Below are 20,461 nucleotides of genomic sequence, written 5' to 3' on the forward strand. Positions count from 1 at the left end.
TATCAAAAAGCATCTGGCCGCAAAGATTTTTAGCCGCTTCTGCGTGTATTTTTCAGTCGAACGTGCGCAAAAAAGCAGACCCGCGTGTCAAAGGCGCACGGGTCTGCGGTGAAGTTTCTTTGCTTTTTCCGTTTTTTCGCAGGCGAATGTTTTGCCAGTTCTTTGCCAGTGCAGAGCCCCGAAGGGCCGCTTTTCCGCTCACTTCACGGTGAGGGCGGCCTGCTTATGCAGCAGCTGCACAAAGGTCTGTTCCTCCGGGCGCAGGGTCCCCCTGTCCGGATAGACCAGAACATCCTTCATGCGCTGGCGCTGGGCGGGGCATTTTTTGAGCACCAGATGGTATTGTTCCAGCGCACGCTTTGGCATGGGCGAAGCCCACATATAGGCGCTGGGCAGATTCTGCAGAATGGAGAACTGGCTGCACCGCTCGTAGACATGGATGCGGCGGTTCGGGTTCGTGTGCCAGCGCAGGCCGCTGTCCTCGCCGCCGGGCAGCTGGAAATCACCGTGCAGGACCTCCATATAGCTGTTCAGCTGGGTGATGTCGGTCACTTCGCACTTTGCCAGCGGGCCTTCGCGGTTGGTCAGCAGCCGGTATTCAAATTCCATCACCGGCTCCCGGTGCAGGCCGTGACGGTCGCAGTAGCGGTGGTAGTAATCCTCGTCCTCCTCCGCGTAGCGCAGCAGGGCCAGATGGTAGCCCCGCCGCAGCACGAAGTCCAGCGCTTCCATGGCACCGGTCTCCCGGATGTGCACCCGCAGCTGTTCGCTTTCCGCCGCCTGCTGCAGGAAATCCACTGTCGCGTAGGAAGCATAGGTGGCGTGGGGCAGCACCACCCGCAGCTCCGCACAGCTGCTCTGCCGACTGCGGGCATCCAGATCCAACCGGTCCACCTCGTCCAGCACCCGCTCTGCCTGCCGGATAAAATGCCGTCCCTGTTCGGTGGGGATCATGCCGGTGGAGGAGCGCTCAAAGATACGGATGCCGTATTCTTCCTCCAGATTTTTCAGTGCCTTGCTGACGTTGGGCTGCGCCGCATACAGCTGCTTTGCCGCCGCGCTCACCGAGCCCCACTTGCGGATGGCCACCAGATAACGCAGTTCCGTGATATTCATGTGCATCCTCCGTTTTCCAAATTACAACCATTTTATCAATTTCGTCGGCCGGCTGTCAAGCCGAATGCGGTTGACGCGCCCAGCGGCGGGCTTTATAATAAAAATGATGTATTTGCTGCGCAAACATGATGTTGTCCTTCGGACAAATGATGATTGCCGCTTTGCGGCAAAATGATGTGTGCCTGCGGGCACATGAAAAATTGCGAGGGGCCCGCCCCGAGCGCATCATGGCCGCCGCAGGCGGCTGCATCATTTCCGCGCAAGCGGAAACATCATGCCCGAAGGGTGTCTCATGTTTGCCCAAAGGGCAAATACATCATTCCAAAAGGAGTTTTGCCGCATGGAAACTGTTTACCGCGTTGTGCGCATCGACGAGCAGATGTATGGCTGCGAAGAACTGCCCGCCGGGCAGCCGGTGCTGTGTGACGTCACACTGGCCGATGCCGCCGGGAACACCCACATCCTGCCTTACCCGGACAAAGAGCTCACCCGCCTTGGCATCGACGAGGGCGACACCGTTGCCCTTGCCGCAGACGGCACGCTGAAAAAAGCATAAATCAGGAGGAACACATGAAAAAGATCGAAACTTCTGCCCTGATCGGGCTGGGCGCCCTGGGCATCCTGTTCGGGCGCAAAATGCCCGGCGTGCAGGTCATTGCCGACGAAGGCCGCATTGTCCGCTACGCCGCCGAGCCGGTGGTGTGCAACGGCGAGGAATGCAAATTTTCCTACGTCACCCCCGCCGAGGGCAAACCGGTGGACCTGCTTCTCGTCGCCGTCAAGGCCACCGTGCTGGAGCAGGCCATCCAGGATATGGCAAACTTCGTGGGCCCGGATACGGTCATCCTCAGCGTGCTGAACGGCATCACCAGCGAGGAGCACATTGAAGCCGCCTACCCCGGCCACACCCTGTGGAGCGTGGCCATCGGCATGGATGCCACCCGCACCGGGCGCACGCTGGTGTTCAATCAGGCGGGCAAAATTCAGTTTGGCGAGCGCAGCGGCGAAATGACGCCCCGCGTGCAGGCCGTAGCCGCCTATCTGGACGCCTGCGGCATTTCCAACGAGCCCTGCAGTGATATCCTTTATAAGCAGTGGAACAAGCTGATGGTGAACGACGGCCTGAATCAGGCCGCTGCTGCCTTCGACCTGCCTTACGGCGGCCTGCGCCAGAGCGGCGAAGCACAGGACATGATGCGCAAAGCCATGCAGGAAGTGATAAAACTTGCCAACCTCGAGGGCGTGCCCCTGCCGCCGGACAATGACGTGAAGTTCCTCGACGCCATGATGCCCACCTTTAACCCCGAGGGAATGCCCAGTATGCGGCAGGATGTGCTGGCAAAGCGTCTGACCGAAGTGGACGAGTTCGCAGGCGTAGTGCGCCAGCGGGCTAAGAAATACGGCCTGCCCACCCCTGCCAACGACTTTTTCTACACCCGCATCCGGGAGATCGAAGCAGGCTACAGCAAGTAAGGAGTGCCCATGCATAAAATTTATTTCACCCGCCACGGCGAGACCGTGTGGAACGTGGAGAACAAGATCTGCGGCATGACCGACAGCCCCCTCACCGAGCGGGGCCGCCAGCAGGCGCGCCAACTGGGCGAGAGAGTGAAAACCAGCGGGGTGCACATCGACGAAATTTTGTACTCTCCCCTGTCCCGCGCCGCCGACACCGCCAAGGCCATTGCGGACGCCACCGGCCTGCCCGCCCGGTGTGAGCCACGCCTGCGGGAGCAGTGCTTTGGCAAATACGAGGGCACGCCCCGCAACGGCGGAGAGTTCCGCGTTTCCAAGACCCACTTTGCCGACCGGTACGACGGCGGCGAGAGCATGATGCAGCTGGCCCAGCGCATCTATAACCTGCTGGACGAACTGAAGGCCGACACCGATAAAACTTATCTGCTGGTGGCCCACAACGGCATCGCCCGGGTGGTGCAGTCCTATTTCTACGACATGACGAATGAAGAATACGCCATGGCAGGCATCAAGAATTGTGAGCTGGTGGAATATCATTTTGAATAACAAAAGAAGCCGTGCAGTGCACGGCTTCTTTTTGCTTATTATCCCTTATACAGTCCAAACAACTTGAGCAGCTTCTGCCAGAAGTTCAGCACCACAGGCTCCGCTTCCGGCTCGGCGGCCGGTTCCGGGGCGGTGATGGCAACAGTCTGCAGCGCAAACTGCACCGCGCTCACGTCGGTGTTCTCCGCCGAAGTGAAGCTCACTGCTTCCCCGCTGCCGGAAAGGCTTGCCAGCAGGCTGTCCAGCTCATCGCCCATGTCGATGCTGGAGACGTTGTCCCGCAGCTCGCCGGTGCCGCCGGTCAGCTGTGTAGCGCCTTCGGCCAGCTGCGCCACGCCCGCTTTCAACTGGGCCACGCCGCCGGTGTAGGCGTTCAGGCCGTCGTCAAGCTTCGCGTACTGGCTGGCAAGCTGGTTCACGCCGTCGGTGAGAACCGAGAGATTGCCCAGCATCCCGGTGAGCACACCGGCCAGCTGCTGCACGCCCGCGTCAAATTCGCCGTAGCTGCTGTTCAGGGTGCTGCTGCCCTCGTGCAGCTGGGCAATGCCTCCGTTGACCGTGTCGAGGTAGGTCTGCATCGCGTCGATGTTGGCCGTGGAGCCCTGCAGCAGCAGAATGACATCTTTCAGCTGCGGCATCAGCTTGGAGAGCTGTTCCAGCTGGGCGATGGCTTTGGCATTGCCGTCCTTCACCACGTCAAGGTCGAGGCCGTTCTCCTTGAGGATGGCTTTGTAAGCGTCAAAGCTCACCTGCTGTTCCAGCTGAGCCGCGCCCTCGTCCAATTGTGCAATGCCGTTTTTGATCTGGGTGGATGCGTCCAGCAGGGTGTTCAGCTCGTCGGTGGAAGCCGAGATGCCGTTCAGCGCGGTCTGCATCTGGGTGAGGGCGGCGCGCACCTGCGCGGAACCGCCGGTCAAGGCACCGGAATTGCCGTTCAGGGTATCAATGCCCGCCTGCACCTGTGCAATACCGTCGGCCAGTGCGTTGGCACCGTCGTCCAGCTGCACCGAGCCGTTCTGCAGCTGGTCCAGCATGCCGGTCAGGTCCACGTCCCCGAGGTCGAGGTTCAGGTTCAGCCGCACGCCGTTCAGCGAAACGGCATCCATGACAAAATCGGTCACGTCGGCGGTGACGGTCACATCGCTGTCCGCGCCCGGCAGCAGGATGTAGGACAGCTGCTTTTTGCTGCCCACGTTCGCCACGGTGGCCCCCGGGGCTTCAATGTTCCGGGCAAGGTCGGTGTCCAGACTCATGGTCACCTGCAGGGCGTATTTGTCAAAAAAATCTCCGGTGCAGTCCGGGTCACGGCTCACCTGCAGGCGGATGGCAAGGGCACCGCTTTTGCCGCCCAGCTCGTCGGGCGAAATTTCCTGCCCGTCCAGCGTATAGGTCAGCTTGACGACCCAGGGCAGCGCCGTGGCGGCGTCCATGGTGCCCTCATAATAGAGCTTGCCGTCCTCGGTCACGTTCACCGTGACGGTGTCACCGCTCTGGCTGACGGCGTCACTGGTGGTCATGTTGCGCACGGCGGTGTAGCTGCCGTGGTCGGTGACGGTGTCCCCCGCCTGCACCGCAAAGCTGTTGACGGCGTACACGCCGGTCACCTCACCGGAGGCCGTCAGGTTTGCATAGATCACTTCTTCTTTCGCGGTGGATGCCGCGGCAAAGGCCGGCAGGCTGCTGCCCACCAGCAGGCACCCGGCCAGCGCCAGCGCCGACACCCGGCGCACAAAATGCTGTTTCATATGGTTCAAGCCTCCTTCGGCTGTTTTTTCTTCTTGATAATGAGCGGGTCGGCCAGGTACAAAAAGCCCGGCAGGGCCAGCAGCACGATAGCCAGCGAGACCAGGCTGCCCACGCCCAGAAAGTTGCCCAGCTGGCCAAGCAGCTGGTTCGTGGAGATGGCCCCCATCAAAAAGCCCACCACGGCCATGGCGCTGCCGGTGGTGCTCACCGAGGTGGTCACGGCCGACACGGTGGCCGCAACGGCTTCTTTGCGGCCCAAGATCTCCCGGAACTCCTGATAGCGGTCCGAGAACAAAATTGCGTAGTCCACCGTCGCGCCCAGCTGCACCGAACTGATGATGAGGTACGCAATATAGAACACATACTGGCCTCGGAAATACGGGATAGCCAGATTGATCCAGATGGCCGTCTCGATGCTCAGCACCAGAATGATGGGCAGAAGCAGCTGCCGCTTCATGAGCAGCAGGATGAGGAACACCGCACCGATGGCCAGCAGATTCACCTTGACCATGTCGGCGGTGATGGTGTCCATCAGGTCGTAGGTGCTCACGCCCTGCCCGGCCAGATAATAATTGTCCGGGTAATACTGCTGCACCGTGGCACGCACGGTCTCCACCAGCGCAAAGGCCGCGTCACCCTCGGTGTCGGCGTCCACGGTAAGCACCAGGCGGGTGTAGCCGCCGGAGACCAGCAGCTTGAGGGCATCGGCGGGCACGAACTCCGGCGGGATGGAAGCGCCCGCGTTGTCCACATAAGAAAGCACGCCGGTCACCTCCGGAATGGCGTGCAGCGCATCTGAAAGCTCGGCCTGCGTGGCAGTGTCGCCCTCCGGCACGAGGACTACATAGGTGTCGCTCTTGCCGAAAATTTCCTCGATGGCGGCGGTGTCCGCGCCCAGACGGGTGTTGGTGCCGAACATATGGGCCGCGCCGTAGTGGTACTGGTTCGAGTTGGAAGCCAGATAGCTGGGCACCATCAGGATCGCCAGCACCAGCGCCATGGGCAGCATCACCCGGGAGACGAAACGGCCGAACTTATCAAAGCTGGGCAGCAGCGGCTTGTGCTGGGTCTTATCCATCCACTTGTAGCACGCCAGCGTCAGCGCAGGCATGAAGGTGAACACGGTGACAAGGCTCAGCACCACGCCCTTTGCCAGCGCAAGGCCGAGGTCCGGGCCGATCTGGAACTGCATGAGCACCAGCGCCAGAAAGCCGATGACCGTGGTCAGGCCGCTGGACAGGATGGAGCCGGTGGATCTGCACAGGGCATCCACCATACAGTCCTCGGGGCTGGCATTCGGGTCTGCCGCCCGGCACTCGGCAAAGCGGTGGATGAGGAACACCGAGTAATCCAGCGACACCGCCAGCTGCAAAATGCTGCCTGCCGCATTGGTGACGAAGGAGATGGTGCCGAAGATGAGGTTTGTGCCGTTGTTGAGCAGGATGGCCGTCCCAAGGCCCGCCAGCACCAGAACGGGTTCGGCCCAGGAGTCGGTGGTCAGGATCAGGATGAACAGCACGTACACCACCGCGATGGCCGCGATCTTCGCCACCTCCGTCACGGTGGAGTTGGTGGCAACGGCGGTGGACACGGCCGTGCCTGCCAGCGCATTGTCCTCGCCGATGAGCTCACGCACTGCATCCACAGCTTCCAGACGCTTGGCGTCCTCCACCGTCACGGTGAACAGGGCGCAGCTGTCTTTGTAATAGGTCTCCACGGTGTCGGTGTCCTGCATCTGCAGGGGCACCGTCACGTCCAGACTGTCGTCCAGCCAGGTGACGGACGCCACGCCGTCGATGGCGGCGATCTTTTCCTTGTACGCCAGCGCCTCAGGGATGGTCACATCCCGCACCATGACGCGCATGTTGGGGATGCCGCCGGTGAAGGCACTATTCATCACCTCGATGGCGGTGGTGGAGGGGGAATCCGGCGGCAGGTAGTCGTTGATGTCGTAGTCCACCTGCACCGCGCGGGAGGCAAACACGCACAGCACAGCCGCCAGCGCGAACAGCGCCAGCACCAGCCTGCGCCGGCGCACGATGGCGGTATAGAATCGTTTCAGCAAAACAGGAAAGCTCCTTCCTTCAAATTTGAACATTTATCATTTTATCAGGTTTGATGCATTTAGAAAATAGACAAATCTTAAACTTTGGCCCAATAACTTTATTTTTTGCCGCAGATCAGCCTTGACAAAGTCCAATTTTGGATTTATACTGTCCCAGCTGGCAAAATCCAATCTTGGACTATAGGAAGGAGTGAGGGAATGGACTCTGAAGTAAAGGCGCAGAATATCGCGCTGAACCAGTTCTGCAAGCGCATGAACGAGCAATACCACGCCTATGCTGTGCACTGCGGTCTGTCCGACCCGGCGCTGTGGGTACTCTACTCCCTGTGGGAGGCCGACACCATTCTCACGCAGAACGATATCTGCTCGCTGTGGATGTACCCCAAGCAGACCATCAATTTTACCATCTCCGGTCTTGTGAAAAAGGGCCTTGTGCAGCTGGAGCAGCGGCCCGGAGCCCGCAGCGGCAAAGCTGTGCGGCTGACGGCAGCGGGCGAGGCCTTCTGCCACAAGGCGATCACCTCGCTGCTGATGGCAGAGGAGCGCAGCCTTTTGCAGCTGGCCGATTTCGACCGCAGGACGCTGGTTGCTCTGAGCGAAAAACAGTGCATCTTTTTTGAACGGGAGCTGCAAGGCCTTTTGCAGTGCCCCGAAGAATGACCAAAGTTTTATTGAAAGGACTTTTCATGGCAAAGCAAAGAATCCAATTATCTGACCATTTCACCTACTCCCGCCTGCTGCGGTTCGTGCTGCCCTGCATCGGCACCATGCTGTTCACCTCCATCTACGGCATCGTGGATGGGTTGTGCGTGTCGAACTTTGTGGGCAAAACGGCCTTTGCGGCGGTCAACCTCATCATGCCGCTGCCCATGCTGCTGGGCACCATCGGCTTCATGCTGGGCACCGGCGGCAGCGCCATCGTGGGCATCACCCTGGGCGAGGGCGACCAGAAAAAGGCCGACCGATATTTTACCATGTTCATGCTGGCAGCCCTTGTCTCGGTCAGCGTGCTGGCCGTTTTGGGCATCGTGTTCCTGCGGCCCATCGCCGTGCTGCTGGGTGCCAAAGGAGAACTGCTGGATTACGCCCTGCGCTATGGCCGCATTTTGATGGTGTCGCTGCCCACCTTCGCGCTGCAGAACATGTTCCAGAGCTTTTTCGTCACCGCCGAAAAGCCGCATCTCGGCTTCTACTTCACTGTGGGCGCGGGCTGCACCAACATGGTGCTGGACGTGCTGATGGTAGGCGTCTGGGGCTGGGGCGTCGAGGGTGCTGCCATCGCCACCTTTATCAGCCAGCTGGTGGGCGGCGTGCTGCCGGTGTTCTACTTCATCGACCACAGCAACACCAGCCGCCTGCACCTGTGCAAAACCAAAGTTTACGGCAGTGTGCTGCGGGACGCCTGCATCAACGGTTCTTCCGAGCTGATGACCAACCTTTCCATGTCGCTGGTGAACATCCTTTATAATTACCAGCTGCTGCGTCTGGGCGGCGAGGACGGCGTGGCCGCTTACGGCGTCATCATGTACGCTGCCTTCCTGTTTGTGGCCGTGTTCGTGGGCTACGCCGTGGGCAGTGCGCCCATCGTCAGCTTCCACTACGGTGCCCGCAACCACGCCGAGGTGCATAACCTTTACTCCAAGAGCCTGCGGCTCATCGGCGTGGTGGCTGTGGTCATGACCGGCATTTCCATGGTGTTCATCCCCTATGTTTCCCGCATCTTCGTGGGCTACGACGCCAGCCTTCTGGCGCTGACCAACAGGGCCTTCCGGCTGTATGCGCTGAGCTTCCTCATCATGGGCTTCAACGTGTACGCGTCCTCCTTCTTCACGGCGCTGGGCGACGGCGTGACCAGTGCGCTGATCTCCTTCCTGCGCACGATGCTGTTCCAGGTGATCGCCATCATCGTCCTGCCGATGCTCCTTGACATCGACGGCATCTGGCTGGCCATTACCGCCGCTGAGCTGGCGGCTCTGGCCGTGAGCGTGACCATGTTTATCACGAAGGATAAGGTGTTCCATTACCGCAAGGCATAAGTTTCTCCCCTGCTTTTTGCGAAACGGCGAAAAGCGGGGGATTTTTTTGGTGATTCTGGCTCTGCCGCTGGACGGCAAATCGTGCTAGAATGGACACAGCTTTGATGCACACCATTTATGAGGAACCATTATGACATTGTTTTTGACCAGCAGCCCCAGCGGCTGCCCCTTTGAGCCGGGGCCGGACATCCCGGTGCTGGATACCCGCAACCACCTTGTGGCAAACCTGCGGGCCGTCTGGCCGGACCACGCGGTGCTGGGCCTTGCCATTGCGGCAGACCCCCACGCCTATGAAGAAAACGACGAAATGTGCCGGGTGTTTTTGCAGAGCTTCGCAGACGCTCACCTGCCGCTGACCGACCTTATCCCCTGCGACGCCCGCAATCAGGACGAGATTGGCACCCTTTTGCCCCAGAGCGGCTTTGTGATGCTGTGCGGCGGGCATGTGCCCACCCAGAACCACTTCTTTGCCCGCATCGGGCTGGCCGGGCTGTTCCACAGCTACCACGGCATCGTGATGGGCGTGAGCGCCGGCAGCATGAATGCGGCCCGCATCGTCTATGCCGCACCGGAAGAACCGGGCGAAGCCGCCGACCCGCACTATTCCCGCTGGCTGAACGGCCTGGGCCTGACCGAGACCCGCATCCTGCCGCACTACCAGTTCATCCGGGAGCATGTGCTCGACGGGCAGAAGGTGGAGGATATTGCCCTTGCCGACAGCAAAAAGCGGCACTTCCTCGCCCTGCCGGACGGCTCCTACATTCTGTGCGCCGACGGCAGCGAGGCGCTGTACGGCAAAGCATGGTACTTCGCGGACGGCACCATGGAGGAGATCAATGAAGATGAAGATGTGCTGCCGCTGAGATAACAAAAAAGAAGCACGCTTTTGCGTGCTTCTTTTTTGTTACATGATGTTTCTGCTGCGCAGAAATGAGGTTGCTGCGCAATGATGTTTGCGCTGCGCGCAAAATGATGTGTGCTGGCGCACATTCAAAGTACGGTCAACTATGCGGCTTCTGTTTGGCGGTTCTGCAGGATGCAATCAGCAGCACTCGCAGCTCCGCGCACTGTGCCCGCAGCTGCCGGAACTGCTGGTCAGGCAGATAGCCGGTACGAAATAACAGCTCCAGCCAATAATCTGTTTCATTTGCTTCTTTCAGTGCGATCTCCAGTTTGGAAACAAAATCGTCGCGGCTTTGCGCATAATGTACCTCACGGATATTTGCACCGATGGATGTACCGGAACGTCCGATCTGGTTTGCCATGATAAATTCTTTTCTCATGCGCAGCGTCTTTGTCAATTCAATGATCTGTACCGCAAACTCCATGGAGCGTTCTGCCAGTTTATCTTCCCGCATCGGTACTCCTTTTCTATACCCCGCAGGGCACATCATTTCCGGCGCAGCCGGAACATCATTGCGCATACAATGCGCACATCATTCCGCCGCAAGGCGAATAAAGGGCGCTATTGCGTTGGTGTCGCCGTGGCGGACGATGGAGTAGGTGATGTCGCAGTAGGGCTGGATGGCGGTACTCTTTTCCACGGTGGAGATGAGCAGCACCTGCAGCTGCAGGCGGCGGAACAGCTCCATCATGGGGCGGATGCGGTCGCTGGTCATCTTGCTGAAGGCCTCGTCCAGCAGCACCAGACGGATGCTGTTCTCGCTCTTTTCGTAAATCTGCAGCAGAGACGCGCAGATGGCCACATAGAAGGGGGCCTGATTCTCGCCGCCGGAGGAGTCGCGGCTGACGCGGGAGAGGTATGCCTGCTGGCCGGTGACGCGGTTGGTCACTTTGATGTCGTAATCCAGATAGGTGCGGTAATCCACGTAATCCGAGAGGGTGGCACCGCCGGTGCGGCCCTCCTGCCGGGCGCGGGTGTTCTCGTCCACATCGGCCATGATCTTTTCCATCAGCGCGTCCACCTGCCGCTCGTAGGCCGGGTCGGCGGTGGCGGCAAGGTTGTCCAGCGAGTCGCCCTCCGTCATCTGCTGGTTGCCCTTATCCACGATGACCTGATAGAACGCGGCCAGCTGCGGGTCGCGGCTGGGCTCCAGCTCAAAGCGGTAGACCTCCTCGCCGTAGGTCAGCTGTTCCATCACCTTGTTCAGCTCCCGGAACTGCCGCCGGGCGTTGAAGATATCATCCTTCATGCGGAACAGAATGTCCTTGCGGAAACGGTCTTTGCAGTCGCGCTGGGCCTGCTCCAGACGGGCGGCGTAGCGTTCCAGGTCAATGCGCACAAGGCTCTCGTGCTGGGCGCGGTACTGGTCCAGCCCCGCCAGACCCAGCGGGTAATCACAGACGTAGTGCTCGTTGTAGGCCTTCTGGGCGGGTTCCAGCGTGCCGGTCAGGTAGACGGCCAGCGCATCGTCCAGCTTGGCCTGTGCCTTTTCGGCGGCCTGCGCGGCGGCGCGGGGCTTGTCTGCCGGGGCAAGGGCAAGCATCCGGGAGCGGGCCAGCGGCTCCACCAGCGGGTGCGCGGCAAAGAAGCTCTTTGCGGCATCGGCGCTCTGCTGTGCCGTCTCCCCTGCCTTGGCCTGCTCCGCTTCGCAGGAAGCGATCTGCTTTTCGCACACGCGGATGTCGCCACCGGCCTGCTCCACGGCGGCACGGGCGGCCTCCCACGCGGCTTCGCGGGCTTCTTCCTCTTTGTAAAGCTGCTGCAGCAGCGGGTTCTCGCGGCACTCGGTGAGCTTTGCTTCCTGCTGGGCCACAGCCTTCTGTGCGGCAGTCAATGCGGCACGGGCATCCCACAGGGCGGCCAGTTCGTCCAGCGCGGTGCCGCGCAAAAGGGTCTGGTACTGGTTGTAGGCAGCTTTCAGGTTCTGCTCGGTTTGGGCGGCAGTGCGGGCCGTCTCGCCGAGGGCTTCCAGCTCCGCCGCCAGTGCACCGGCCCGGGCGCGGCGGGCGTCCAGACCAATATACCGCTGCGGTGTGCGCAGGCGTTCCAGACGGAAGGGGTGGTGGCGCAGAAGGTCCCGGGTGGCGCTGTCCGGGTACTGTTCCAGCGTATCGGGGGTGTCGCAGCAGACGATGCGGCCTAAGATCGTCTTGGCGTACTGCGCGGCCAGCGGGTTTTCGCTGGACACCTGCGCGGCAAGGCTGTCCGGGCCGTATTTATCCGCGCGGCGGTTGGCCTTGCGGATGCCCGGGGTGTCCAGCAGGCTGATGGGGCCTACCTTGTCCTTCAGAGCCACAAAGGCGCTCTTGGCGGCTTCGTAGTGGGCGGGCGGCACAAGGATATCAAAGCGGCGGTCGCCAAGGCAGGCTTCCACGCAGTCCTGCCAGCTCTCGTCCTCCACGTTCAGCAGTTCGCAGAAAATTTTCGCGTCCGGCTGCATGCCGCGGCTCTTGAGTTCGGCATTCACGGCGTCCCGCACGCGGGTGGCGGCGTCGCCGTGGGGGTAGACCCACTTGCCGCCGGAGACGGCGTCCAGCTCAGCACGCTTCGCGGCCTGCTCCTTCTGCAGGGCGGCAGTGTTCTGGCGGGCGGCAAAGTAGGCTTCTTCCAGCGGCTTTTCCTGCGCGGTGAGCCACTCGGTCAGCTGCGGCAGGGTGTCGGCGGTGAGTTCTTCGGCCTTGACGCCAGATGCAAAGCCGCTGCGGCGCAGCACGGCCAGCAGGCTGCCGGTGCGGGCAAGGGCGCTCTCGGCCTTTTCGGCCCTGCGGGCGGCGGCGTCCAGCGCCGTTTTGCGGCGGGAAAGCTCCTCGCTCAGGGCATCCAGTGCCCGGCCCTCGCCGCTGTCCCCGGCGGCGCTGTGGGCGGAAAGATAAGCCCGGCGGGCTTCGGCTTCGGCGTTTTTGGCATCGGCATAGCGGGCATTCAGGGTTTCCAGCTGACGGCGGCCCGCGTCCAGGCGCTCCTGCCAGACGTCCTGTTCCCCGGCATCGGCAGCGGCCCGTGCCAGCAGCGCCGCGCCCCGGTTCACAAGGGCCTGGGTCTGCTTTTCGGCGGCTTCGCGTCCAAAGGTCACGATCTGGTCCAGCGCATTGGCGCGGGTCTGGGCTTCGGCAAGCACGGCGTGCAGGTTTTCCAGCTCCAGCCGGTCGCCCTGTAGCGCGTCCAGATCCAGCTCCGGCTGGGGCAGGATGTACTGGTACAAAAACTCCCGGAAGTTGGGGATCTCGTCCATGCTGGTGCCCATCTGGAACACCTCATTGAACTTTTTGCCCAGCGGGCTGGACGCCCGCCCGATGCCCAGCGCGCGGCAGATGCGGTCCCGCGCTTCGCTGGGGCTGCGGGTGTAGGAAAGGCGTCCGGTCTCGGGCTTGAAGTCCTCCTTGGCGCTGGGCGCGCCGGTGTGCGGGTCGATAAAGGGCAGCTGTTCCAGCGTGATGCCGTCCTCCGAGAGATACCATGTCTGGTCGCCGGGATGCAGTTCCTGCATGGGGCCCTCAGACTCCACCCGCACCGCAATGACAAAGGTGGTGCGTTTGACGCTGTCGCTGAACTCTGCGCCGATGTAGGCCACCGTGTGGCCGGGGCGGCGGTAGGCATTCTCGCCGCGCTGCTTGGCGTGCACCGAGCCCTGCAGGGTGCGTCCGCTTTTCTTATTGCCCAGCGCATTGAAGTTGCGGTTGGTGGTCAGGCAGTAGCGGATGGCATCCAGAATGGTGGTCTTGCCCACGGCGTTGACGCCGATCATATAGGTCAGCCGGGCACAGTCGAAGGTGACGTTTTCAAAGTTGTGCCAGTTGATGAGTTTCAGCCGCTTGAGTTCGATCATTCTTCACCCTCCCCTGCTTCGTCCGGTCGTTCGCACAGCCCCAGTTCGGTGCGGGTGCGCCCGCTCTCGGCGGCGGCATCCGCAAGGTCGGCGTCCGGCAGCGCCAGCAGCACCGTGGGGAACACTTCAATGCGGCTGTCCAGCCCGGAAAGCCGCCCCACAGGCCGGGCGAGGTTGTACCGGCGCAGGGTGCGCATGAGGTTTTCCAGCGTTTTCTGGTCGAGGCGGCGCGGCAGGTTCATCTTCTGCAGTTCGGTCTGCACTTCTTCCACCGTCACCAGCACCTCGTCTGCGCTGGCGGCAAGACTTTCGCGCTTTTGCAGGTACAAAAGGCGCAGCACCAACAGCAGGATGCTCTCATACTTGAGCAGCCTTGCCTGGCTGCCCTCGTGGCCGTTGACCAGCGCCGCCGCCTGCAGCGGCGCGGGGTACAGCAGCACGGAATACCCCAGCGGCGCGAACACGGCGCGCACCTCGTCGAGGTGGTCCTGCACATAGAGATATTTTGCCCGCTGATCTTCCACGCCGCCCAGCAAAAAGCAGTGGTTCAGCAGGTAGTTTGCGGTTTCTTCCAGCATGTTAATGGTTGCCATCTTTTTCCTCCTTGCGGCGGGTGAGAACAAAGTCCTCAAAGCGGAAGCCGCCGCGCTCCACCCACTTGCCGGTGAGCGTAATATCATAATCCCGGTGCGGCGACTGCGAGTAGGTGTGCAGGCCGATGATGCGGGCAAAATCGTGGGGGTATTCGTCCGCGAGGACGGCCGCATTCACGCTGGGCCGCGCGGCCAACGCCTGCCGGGCCAGCAAGGCCACGTTTTCTTCGGTGACGGCAAGGCGGGCGTAGTCCAAAAGCAATTGCTGCTCTTTGCGCAGCTGTTCGGGGTCGAACGCTTCGGTGCGCACCGGGGCCAGCGGCTCGGCGGTGCGCTGGGCGGCGGGCGGGTAGAGGAACTTTTCCCCGAACACCGCCGCCGGGTACAGGTGCAGCCGCTTTGCCACGGGGCCGTCGTCCGGCTCAAAGAGCTGCTCCGGCGTGCGGATATCCTCGGCGTAGCGGCGCAGCAGGGCGGTGACACTGCCCTGCGACGAGCGGTCGCTCAGCAGCAAAAACTGTGCCCGCTGCACGGCCCGCTTGCGGTAGCGGATGTGGCTGGCGTCGATCTCGCGCATCAGCAGGCTCATTTCCTCCAGCGCATCCCGCTGCTTCTGGAGCAGGGCCTTCACCCGGGGCGCGGCCTCGTTCGGGGCGCAGCGCTCCACCCGGGCGTAATCAAAGGCCAGCTGGGGCAGGTAATTTTCCTCGCAGTCGTCCAGTTCTTCTTCCAGATAGGCGCGGTAGTTGAACAGGTTGTCGCTGGTCTTGAAGCGGTGGTAGGCCGCCGCCACCACCTTTTCTTCGTACTGGTCGAACAGTTCCAGCACTTCCTGCGGGGTGCGGTTGCGGGTGAGCCGGTCGATGTAGTGGCCAATGGACGCATTGAGCGCCCGCAGGGATTTGTTCAGCACTTCCAGGTCGGCATCCACCTCGCGCAGAACGTTCTCATAGGGGCTTTTCTCCTGCCCGATGCTGCCCAGCAGCTGCCAGGCCTTGTACAGCTTGCCGGTGTAGGTGACGACGCGGGGGTTCAATATTTCTTCCAGTGCTTCCAGCAGCGGGGCCACTTCCGGCACGAAGGAGAGCGACGCTTCGCCCTCATAGCTGCCGGGCTGTTCTTCCAGCCAGCCGGTGCGGCGCAGCCGCAGCAGAAAGCCCACGGCCAGGGTGTGAGGGTCGCGGGTGGGCTGCTCGTCCTCATCGCCCGCACCGTCCGCGTCCAGCGCCAGCGGCTTTGCCAGCGCGGCAAAGTAATCTTCGGCACGGCTCACCGCCTCTGCCCGGGAGATGCTGTAGTCCGCCGTATGGCGGCATTCCTCCCAGAGCAGAAGCAAAAGCTCTGCATAAAACGCCCGGTTCGGCCCCGCCAGCGGGCGGAACAGCCGCGGGGACACCAGTTCAAACAGCTGCATGGAATCGTCCTTTCTGTCTTGGTTCGATACCTTTTTATTGTACCACAAAACGACACGGTTTGACAGAGAAACCCTTCAGAATTGCCGCTGGGAGGAACGATTGAAAATGGCTTCCGCTATCGGGTTGCGGCACCCAGCATCCGCTTCGTGCCTTGGGCGGCACTCGCGTCTTGCTGGCCGCTGCCCCAACAACTCCTCCCTGTTTCCGCCGCTGGCGGCGGTCGTCGTCGTTGCACTCTAGCCATATTCAGCGGAAGGATTCTTTTCAATTTTGCATCTCCGAAACGACTGCGGTCGTTTCGGAGATGCCTTTTCACGGAAAGGGGTCGTACCGGGAAACGGCATCTCTGCCAAAAGGCGCAAAAAAGCCCCGGAGGGCGGGACGAACTCCTTCCGTCAAAGCCTGCGGGTTTGCCACCTCCCTCAGTGAGGGAGGCTCTGGCGAAACCGGAAGCTTTGCCGCCGAGAAAGGCTCCCTCTTTGAGGGGGCTGTCGCCGCAGGCGACTGGGGGAGTTTACTCCTAAACGCAAAAAAGCCCCGGAGGGCGGGTGCTCTCCGGGGAGAAAGGGTGAGAAATTATTTACTTGTTAGGGTTCCTGATCTGGAATGCAATTGCGATGTAGCTGTGAGTGCCGTCCGACCGGACAACAACGCCGAGCTTCGTCCAGCTGCCATTACCCTTTACGTCAACATTTGTTCCGGGCAATTCCCTGCCGACTTCTTCCTGAATCTTCGTCAGGATCTTATTCACAACAATGCCATAGTCATACAGTGCGGTCACCGTAATGGTCAGGTGTTCCTGATCCTTACCATCCACATGGACCTTGCAAACCAGCTTTGCGCCAAGGAAGTCAAATCTGGAGTTCAGGTCCTTCTGCAGATATCCTTCCGCAACAGCCTGCAGGCTCCTATCATTCTCCCTCAGGCCACTTGCCTGTACCGCCGCGAACTCGCCAAAGGCTTTCTTTTCTTCCTCCGGCATTCTTTGACCAAAGCTGCCGCCGCCACCGCCGCCGCAGGCTGTGAACATCAGCATGGTCAGAGCGCCTGCCAGAAGCAGGGCAACGATCTTCGACAATTTCTTCATAGGGTATCCCTCCAGTCTGTTTTTTTGTGGCTTTGTTTCTTTTTCTGAGGAAAGCTCCCCTTGGGTCATGGGGTTCTTTCTGCCCTGATTATATCCAACTCTTGGCGGTTTTGTCAATCGGAAACATCCCCAAACTTTCCCGAAACATTTCGTAAGAAATGAATGAAAACAGGTGTTATTTGTTGCGCTTTTGAGATGTTCCGTCCGGACTTCGCAAAGAAACTTTGCCGTCGTCCCCCGCCCGGTCCCGCTGCGCCGCAAAGGCGGTGCGGTCCGCCGCTTAAATTTGGGCAGATGTTGTGTTAGGGAGTGTTAACTTTAGCATCCTCGCCCTCTCCGTCTGCTCACTGCGTTCGCATCCACACCCCCCTTTTGTCGCTGCGCGACATCTTCCCCCGGCGCGGGGGAAGTCTTTCCTCAAAGGGAGAGGCCTTGGCAAAGAGATAAAGTTTGTGTGGACTGCCAAGGGCTCCCCCTTTGGGGGAGCTGTCACCGAAGGTGACTGAGAGGGCGAGCCATTCCCCCTTTATTTTGCCTTTTTACACATTTCTACCACGTTTTGGTGGTAAAATCAGGTCAGAAAATCACAAAGGATGTGGAACACATGCAGCACTGCCCCGCCCGCGCGGCACAGCGGCTGGCAGCGGCCCTTGTGGCGCTTTGCCTGCTGCTGGCAATGGCCATCCCCCACGCCCATGCAGCCGCGCTGCAGGAAACGAACGGCATCGACCTGCTGAGCTTCAATGCCAGCCAGATCCTTTCCATCGGCAACCAGACCTCCGGCAAGTGCAGCTGGTACGCTCTGCGCTACGCCCGCACCATCCTGGACGGGAAGACCAGCTCCGGCAGCGGCATGTGGTCGAACGGTGCGGTCTGGTCCGCGGGCGGCTACACCGGCTACTTGAGCAGCCTGTCCGAATGCCTGCAAAAGCTTTACAGTGAGCTTTCCGCCGGGCGGCCGGTGATCGTGCATTTGCAGAACACCACGGTAAGCGGCGTTTCCAAGCATGTGAACCGCACTTCCAGCTACGAATACCACCTGACTTCTTCCGGCTGGCAGCAGGTCAGCTACCCCCACATCGCCACCAGCGCCACCTACGGCCACTGGGTGTGCGTGGTGGGCATCCGCACCGGGGCGGACCCCGCAAACCTGAAGGAAAGCGATTTCTACGCGCTGGACCCCGCCCGGGTGAACGTGAACGGCACGCTGGCCGTGACCCGGCTGCTGGACGGCACCATCTGGACCAACAACTCTCCCCTGAAAATTGCAGGATAAATCATCATACATGCAAAAATGGCTGGCACCTGCGTGCCAGCCATTTTTGTTTTGCGCATGCTTCAATACCCCCGCACCGAGAAGCCCCGCTCCCAGGGGTCAGGCGGCAGATCTTTCTGCCGGATGCCGGTGATCTGGATATAGTCGCTTTTCTGGATGAGGGCGAACAGGGTCATAAATTTGTCCGGGCTGCCCTGCACTTCCAGCGTGACGCTGCCGTCGTCCTCGTTCTGCACCCAGCCGGTGAGCTCCAGCGATTGGGCCGCGTAGCGGGCGCGGTAGCGGAAGCCCACGCCCTGCACCTGCCCCTCAATGGAGTAGCGGCGGCGCACCGTGCCTTCCGGCAGAGCGGGCGGAACAGCACCTTTTGCTTTTCTGGTCAAAAAATCGAACATCTCAGATCCCCCTTTGGGGGAATGATGTACTGCGCTGCGCGCAGCATGATGTGCTTCGCAATGATGTTCCGGCTGCGCCGGAAATGATGCAGCCGCCGCAGGCGGCCATTGTGCCGCAAGGCACACATCATTTGCCCGCAGGGCAACATCATTTCCCGCAGGGAACATCATGCCGTGCCGCAGGCACGGTGCATCATTCCATTACAGCTCCTGATAGGCGGTCATGAGGGCCGGGATGAACTGCTTTTTGCGGCTCACGACGCCGGGCAGGGTGAAGCTGCCGTCGTCGGCGGGCTGGGTCTCAAAACCGTCCGCCAGCACTTCGGCGGCGTAGCGGCCGCTGCTGATGACCACGCTCTCCTCTTTGGGCACGTCGGTGAGCAGCATGTAGATGTCCTCCACGTTCTGCTTGTTGCGGGCTTCTTCGAGATAGGGCTGCAGCAAGTCCTCGGCGGCCAGCAGGTTCTTGCGGGTCATGTAGCTGCCCTGTGCCACGCCGAAGCGGATATCGCCGCACATGAACACCTTGAAGTCCTGCAGGAACACTTCCTCGGCGGTCTTGCCGTCCAGCTTTTCACCGGCTTCGAACATCTCATTGGCAAAGGTGTTGATCTCCACCCCGGCGATCTTGGCCAGACGCTTTGCGGTGGCCTCGTCCAGCGGGGTGCAGGTGGGGCTGCGGAACACCAGCGTGTCCGACAGGATGGCCGCCAGCAGCAGACCGGCGGTCTTCTGGGGGATCTCCACGCCGTTCTCGTCGTACATCTGGGTGATGATGGTGGCCGTGCAGCCCACGGGCTGGTTGCGGAAGTAGACCGGGCCGCTGGTCTCCAGACTGCCGATGCGGTGGTGGTCGATGATCTCCAGAATTTCGGCCTGGTCGAAGCCTTCCACGGCCTGGGTGGCCTCGTTGTGGTCCACCAGGATGATGCGGCGCTTGCGCAGCGCGATGATGTTGCGGCGGCTGACCATGCCGCAGTATTTGCCGTCCTCGTCCAGGATGGGGAAATAGCGGTGGCGCACCTTTGCCATCACGCGGGTGACATCCGCCACCGGGGTGACGAGGGTGAACTTCATGATATCGTCGCGGGTCATATAATAGGAGATGGGTGCACACTGGCTGATGAGCTTGCCCACGGCATAGGTATCCTCGGGCGTGGTCATGATGGCCACACCGGTCTCCTCGGCGATGCGCTGGATGGTGCGGCCCACCTTGGAGCCGTTGCAGATGATGAGCAGCGCGGCTTCCTTTTCAATGGCGCACAGCTGGCTCTCGTAGCGGTTGGTGAGGATGACGATGTCGCCTTTCTCCACCGTGCTCTCCAGCATTTCCGGCGTGGCCGTGCCGATGCGGATGCGGCCGGTGGCGCACACTGCGTCCTCGCTGCCCACCACCATGGTGCCGTCCAGCGTTTCAAGGATGTTCTTGTAGCTGGTCTTGCTCTTGGCGAGAATTTCGGTATCGAACACGTCCATGTTGGCCGTGGCGATATCCTTCACAGTGATGACGCCTTCCAGTTCGTTGTCCGCGCTGGTGACGGGCAGGGTGTCGATCTTCTGATCGCGCATGATCTCCCACGCTTTGCGCAGGCTGGTGGAACCCGGGATGCCGGGCATCTCGCGGTAATCCACATCACGAATTTTGGGGTTCACGTCCGTGCACATGCGCGGCGGTTTGACGCCGAACTTTTTCAGCACGAACTCGGTCTCCTGGTTCATTTTGCCGGCGCGGCGGGGCTCGCAGACCAGATCACTGGTCTTGTTTTTCAGCTCTGCATAGGCGATGGCGGAGCAGATGGAGTCGGTGTCCGGGTTGCGGTGGCCGATGACCACGACTTTGTGGGCTGCTTTGGGCATATTCTTCCCCCTTTGGGTCCTTATTACCTTATATATCTTATCTCATTTCCCTGCGGCGGGCAGCCTCCTGCACGAAGCCGCCCGCCGTGGCTTTATTGTAGCACAATTGCCTGCGGGGGTAAA

The 20,461-nt window shown here is 61.0% G+C and carries 17 protein-coding genes; 7 read left to right on the forward strand and 10 right to left on the reverse strand.

Translation table 11 applies throughout. The features are described 5' to 3' along the window. Positions 1-198: 198 nt before the first annotated feature. Positions 199-1,116 (reverse strand): LysR family transcriptional regulator, encoded by a 918-nt coding sequence (locus tag CGS49_RS03230; protein WP_097800485.1) that lies wholly within the window; start codon positions 1,114-1,116, stop codon positions 199-201. Positions 1,117-1,456: 340 nt separating this feature from the next. Here CGS49_RS03230 and CGS49_RS03235 point away from each other — a divergent pair, with 340 nt between their 5' ends. The 3 genes from CGS49_RS03235 to CGS49_RS03245 are packed head-to-tail and all read left to right on the forward strand — an operon-like array spanning position 1,457 to position 3,138. Beyond that, complete coding sequence (locus CGS49_RS03235; protein ID WP_097800486.1) at positions 1,457-1,672, forward strand: hypothetical protein; 216 nt, start codon at positions 1,457-1,459, stop codon at positions 1,670-1,672. A 14-nt stretch (positions 1,673-1,686) separates the two neighbouring features. Further along, positions 1,687-2,589 (forward strand): ketopantoate reductase family protein, encoded by a 903-nt coding sequence (locus CGS49_RS03240; protein ID WP_097800487.1) that lies wholly within the window; start codon positions 1,687-1,689, stop codon positions 2,587-2,589. A gap of 9 nt (positions 2,590-2,598) precedes the next feature. Next, positions 2,599-3,138, forward strand: coding sequence for a histidine phosphatase family protein (locus tag CGS49_RS03245; protein WP_097800488.1), 540 nt, complete (start codon positions 2,599-2,601; stop codon positions 3,136-3,138). A gap of 38 nt (positions 3,139-3,176) precedes the next feature. On the opposite strand, the gene CGS49_RS03250 is transcribed toward CGS49_RS03245, so the two are convergent. Further along, the gene (locus CGS49_RS03250) at positions 3,177-4,883 is read right to left on the reverse strand and encodes an LXG domain-containing protein (RefSeq protein ID WP_097800489.1); all 1,707 of its coding nucleotides are present in this window, start codon (positions 4,881-4,883) and stop codon (positions 3,177-3,179) included. 5 nt (positions 4,884-4,888) lie between these two features. After that, on the reverse strand, positions 4,889-6,949 hold the full coding sequence (locus tag CGS49_RS03255) for an efflux RND transporter permease subunit (protein WP_242975344.1): 2,061 nt from the start codon (positions 6,947-6,949) through the stop codon (positions 4,889-4,891). Positions 6,950-7,147: 198 nt separating this feature from the next. Between CGS49_RS03255 and CGS49_RS03260 the strand changes: the two genes are divergently transcribed. From CGS49_RS03260 to CGS49_RS03270, 3 genes are all read left to right on the forward strand, one after another. Continuing rightward, positions 7,148-7,609, forward strand: a complete 462-nt coding sequence (locus CGS49_RS03260) for a MarR family winged helix-turn-helix transcriptional regulator (protein ID WP_097800490.1) — start codon at positions 7,148-7,150, stop codon at positions 7,607-7,609. Positions 7,610-7,635: 26 nt separating this feature from the next. After that, positions 7,636-8,985, forward strand: a complete 1,350-nt coding sequence (locus CGS49_RS03265; protein WP_097800491.1) for an MATE family efflux transporter — start codon at positions 7,636-7,638, stop codon at positions 8,983-8,985. A 130-nt stretch (positions 8,986-9,115) separates the two neighbouring features. Next, positions 9,116-9,853, forward strand: a complete 738-nt coding sequence (locus CGS49_RS03270) for a Type 1 glutamine amidotransferase-like domain-containing protein (protein ID WP_097800492.1) — start codon at positions 9,116-9,118, stop codon at positions 9,851-9,853. Positions 9,854-9,986: 133 nt separating this feature from the next. Here CGS49_RS03270 and CGS49_RS03275 read toward each other — a convergent pair whose 3' ends face one another. The 5 genes from CGS49_RS03275 to CGS49_RS03295 form a co-directional block, all read right to left on the reverse strand. After that, a complete protein-coding gene (locus CGS49_RS03275; RefSeq protein ID WP_242975345.1) occupies positions 9,987-10,409 on the reverse strand; it encodes a four helix bundle protein in 423 nt (140 codons plus the stop codon). A gap of 12 nt (positions 10,410-10,421) precedes the next feature. After that, positions 10,422-13,715, reverse strand: coding sequence for an ATP-binding protein (locus CGS49_RS03280; RefSeq protein WP_097800494.1), 3,294 nt, complete (start codon positions 13,713-13,715; stop codon positions 10,422-10,424). After that, positions 13,712-14,308: a DUF4194 domain-containing protein gene (locus tag CGS49_RS03285; protein ID WP_097800495.1), complete on the reverse strand. Its 597-nt coding sequence runs from the start codon at positions 14,306-14,308 to the stop codon at positions 13,712-13,714. Before CGS49_RS03285 ends, CGS49_RS03280 begins: the two co-directional genes overlap by 4 nt. Further along, positions 14,295-15,722, reverse strand: coding sequence for a Wadjet anti-phage system protein JetA family protein (locus CGS49_RS03290; RefSeq protein WP_097800496.1), 1,428 nt, complete (start codon positions 15,720-15,722; stop codon positions 14,295-14,297). The genes CGS49_RS03285 and CGS49_RS03290 overlap by 14 nt, the downstream gene beginning before the upstream one ends. Before the next feature lie 581 nt (positions 15,723-16,303). Then, a complete protein-coding gene (locus tag CGS49_RS03295; RefSeq protein ID WP_097800497.1) occupies positions 16,304-16,810 on the reverse strand; it encodes a hypothetical protein in 507 nt (168 codons plus the stop codon). A gap of 604 nt (positions 16,811-17,414) precedes the next feature. Between CGS49_RS03295 and CGS49_RS03300 the strand changes: the two genes are divergently transcribed. After that, complete coding sequence (locus tag CGS49_RS03300; RefSeq protein ID WP_097800498.1) at positions 17,415-18,086, forward strand: hypothetical protein; 672 nt, start codon at positions 17,415-17,417, stop codon at positions 18,084-18,086. A gap of 62 nt (positions 18,087-18,148) precedes the next feature. Here the strand turns inward: CGS49_RS03300 and CGS49_RS03305 are convergent, their stop codons facing one another. Further along, entirely contained in the window at positions 18,149-18,481 is a 333-nt protein-coding gene (locus CGS49_RS03305; protein WP_097800499.1) for an acylphosphatase, read from the reverse strand. A gap of 201 nt (positions 18,482-18,682) precedes the next feature. Next, positions 18,683-20,338, reverse strand: a complete 1,656-nt coding sequence (locus CGS49_RS03310) for a putative manganese-dependent inorganic diphosphatase (protein ID WP_097800500.1) — start codon at positions 20,336-20,338, stop codon at positions 18,683-18,685. Between the last annotated feature and the right edge of the window lie 123 nt (positions 20,339-20,461).

This window comes from Faecalibacterium langellae (genome assembly GCF_002549775.1).
GTDB classification, from domain to species: Bacteria; Bacillota; Clostridia; order Oscillospirales; family Ruminococcaceae; genus Faecalibacterium; species Faecalibacterium langellae.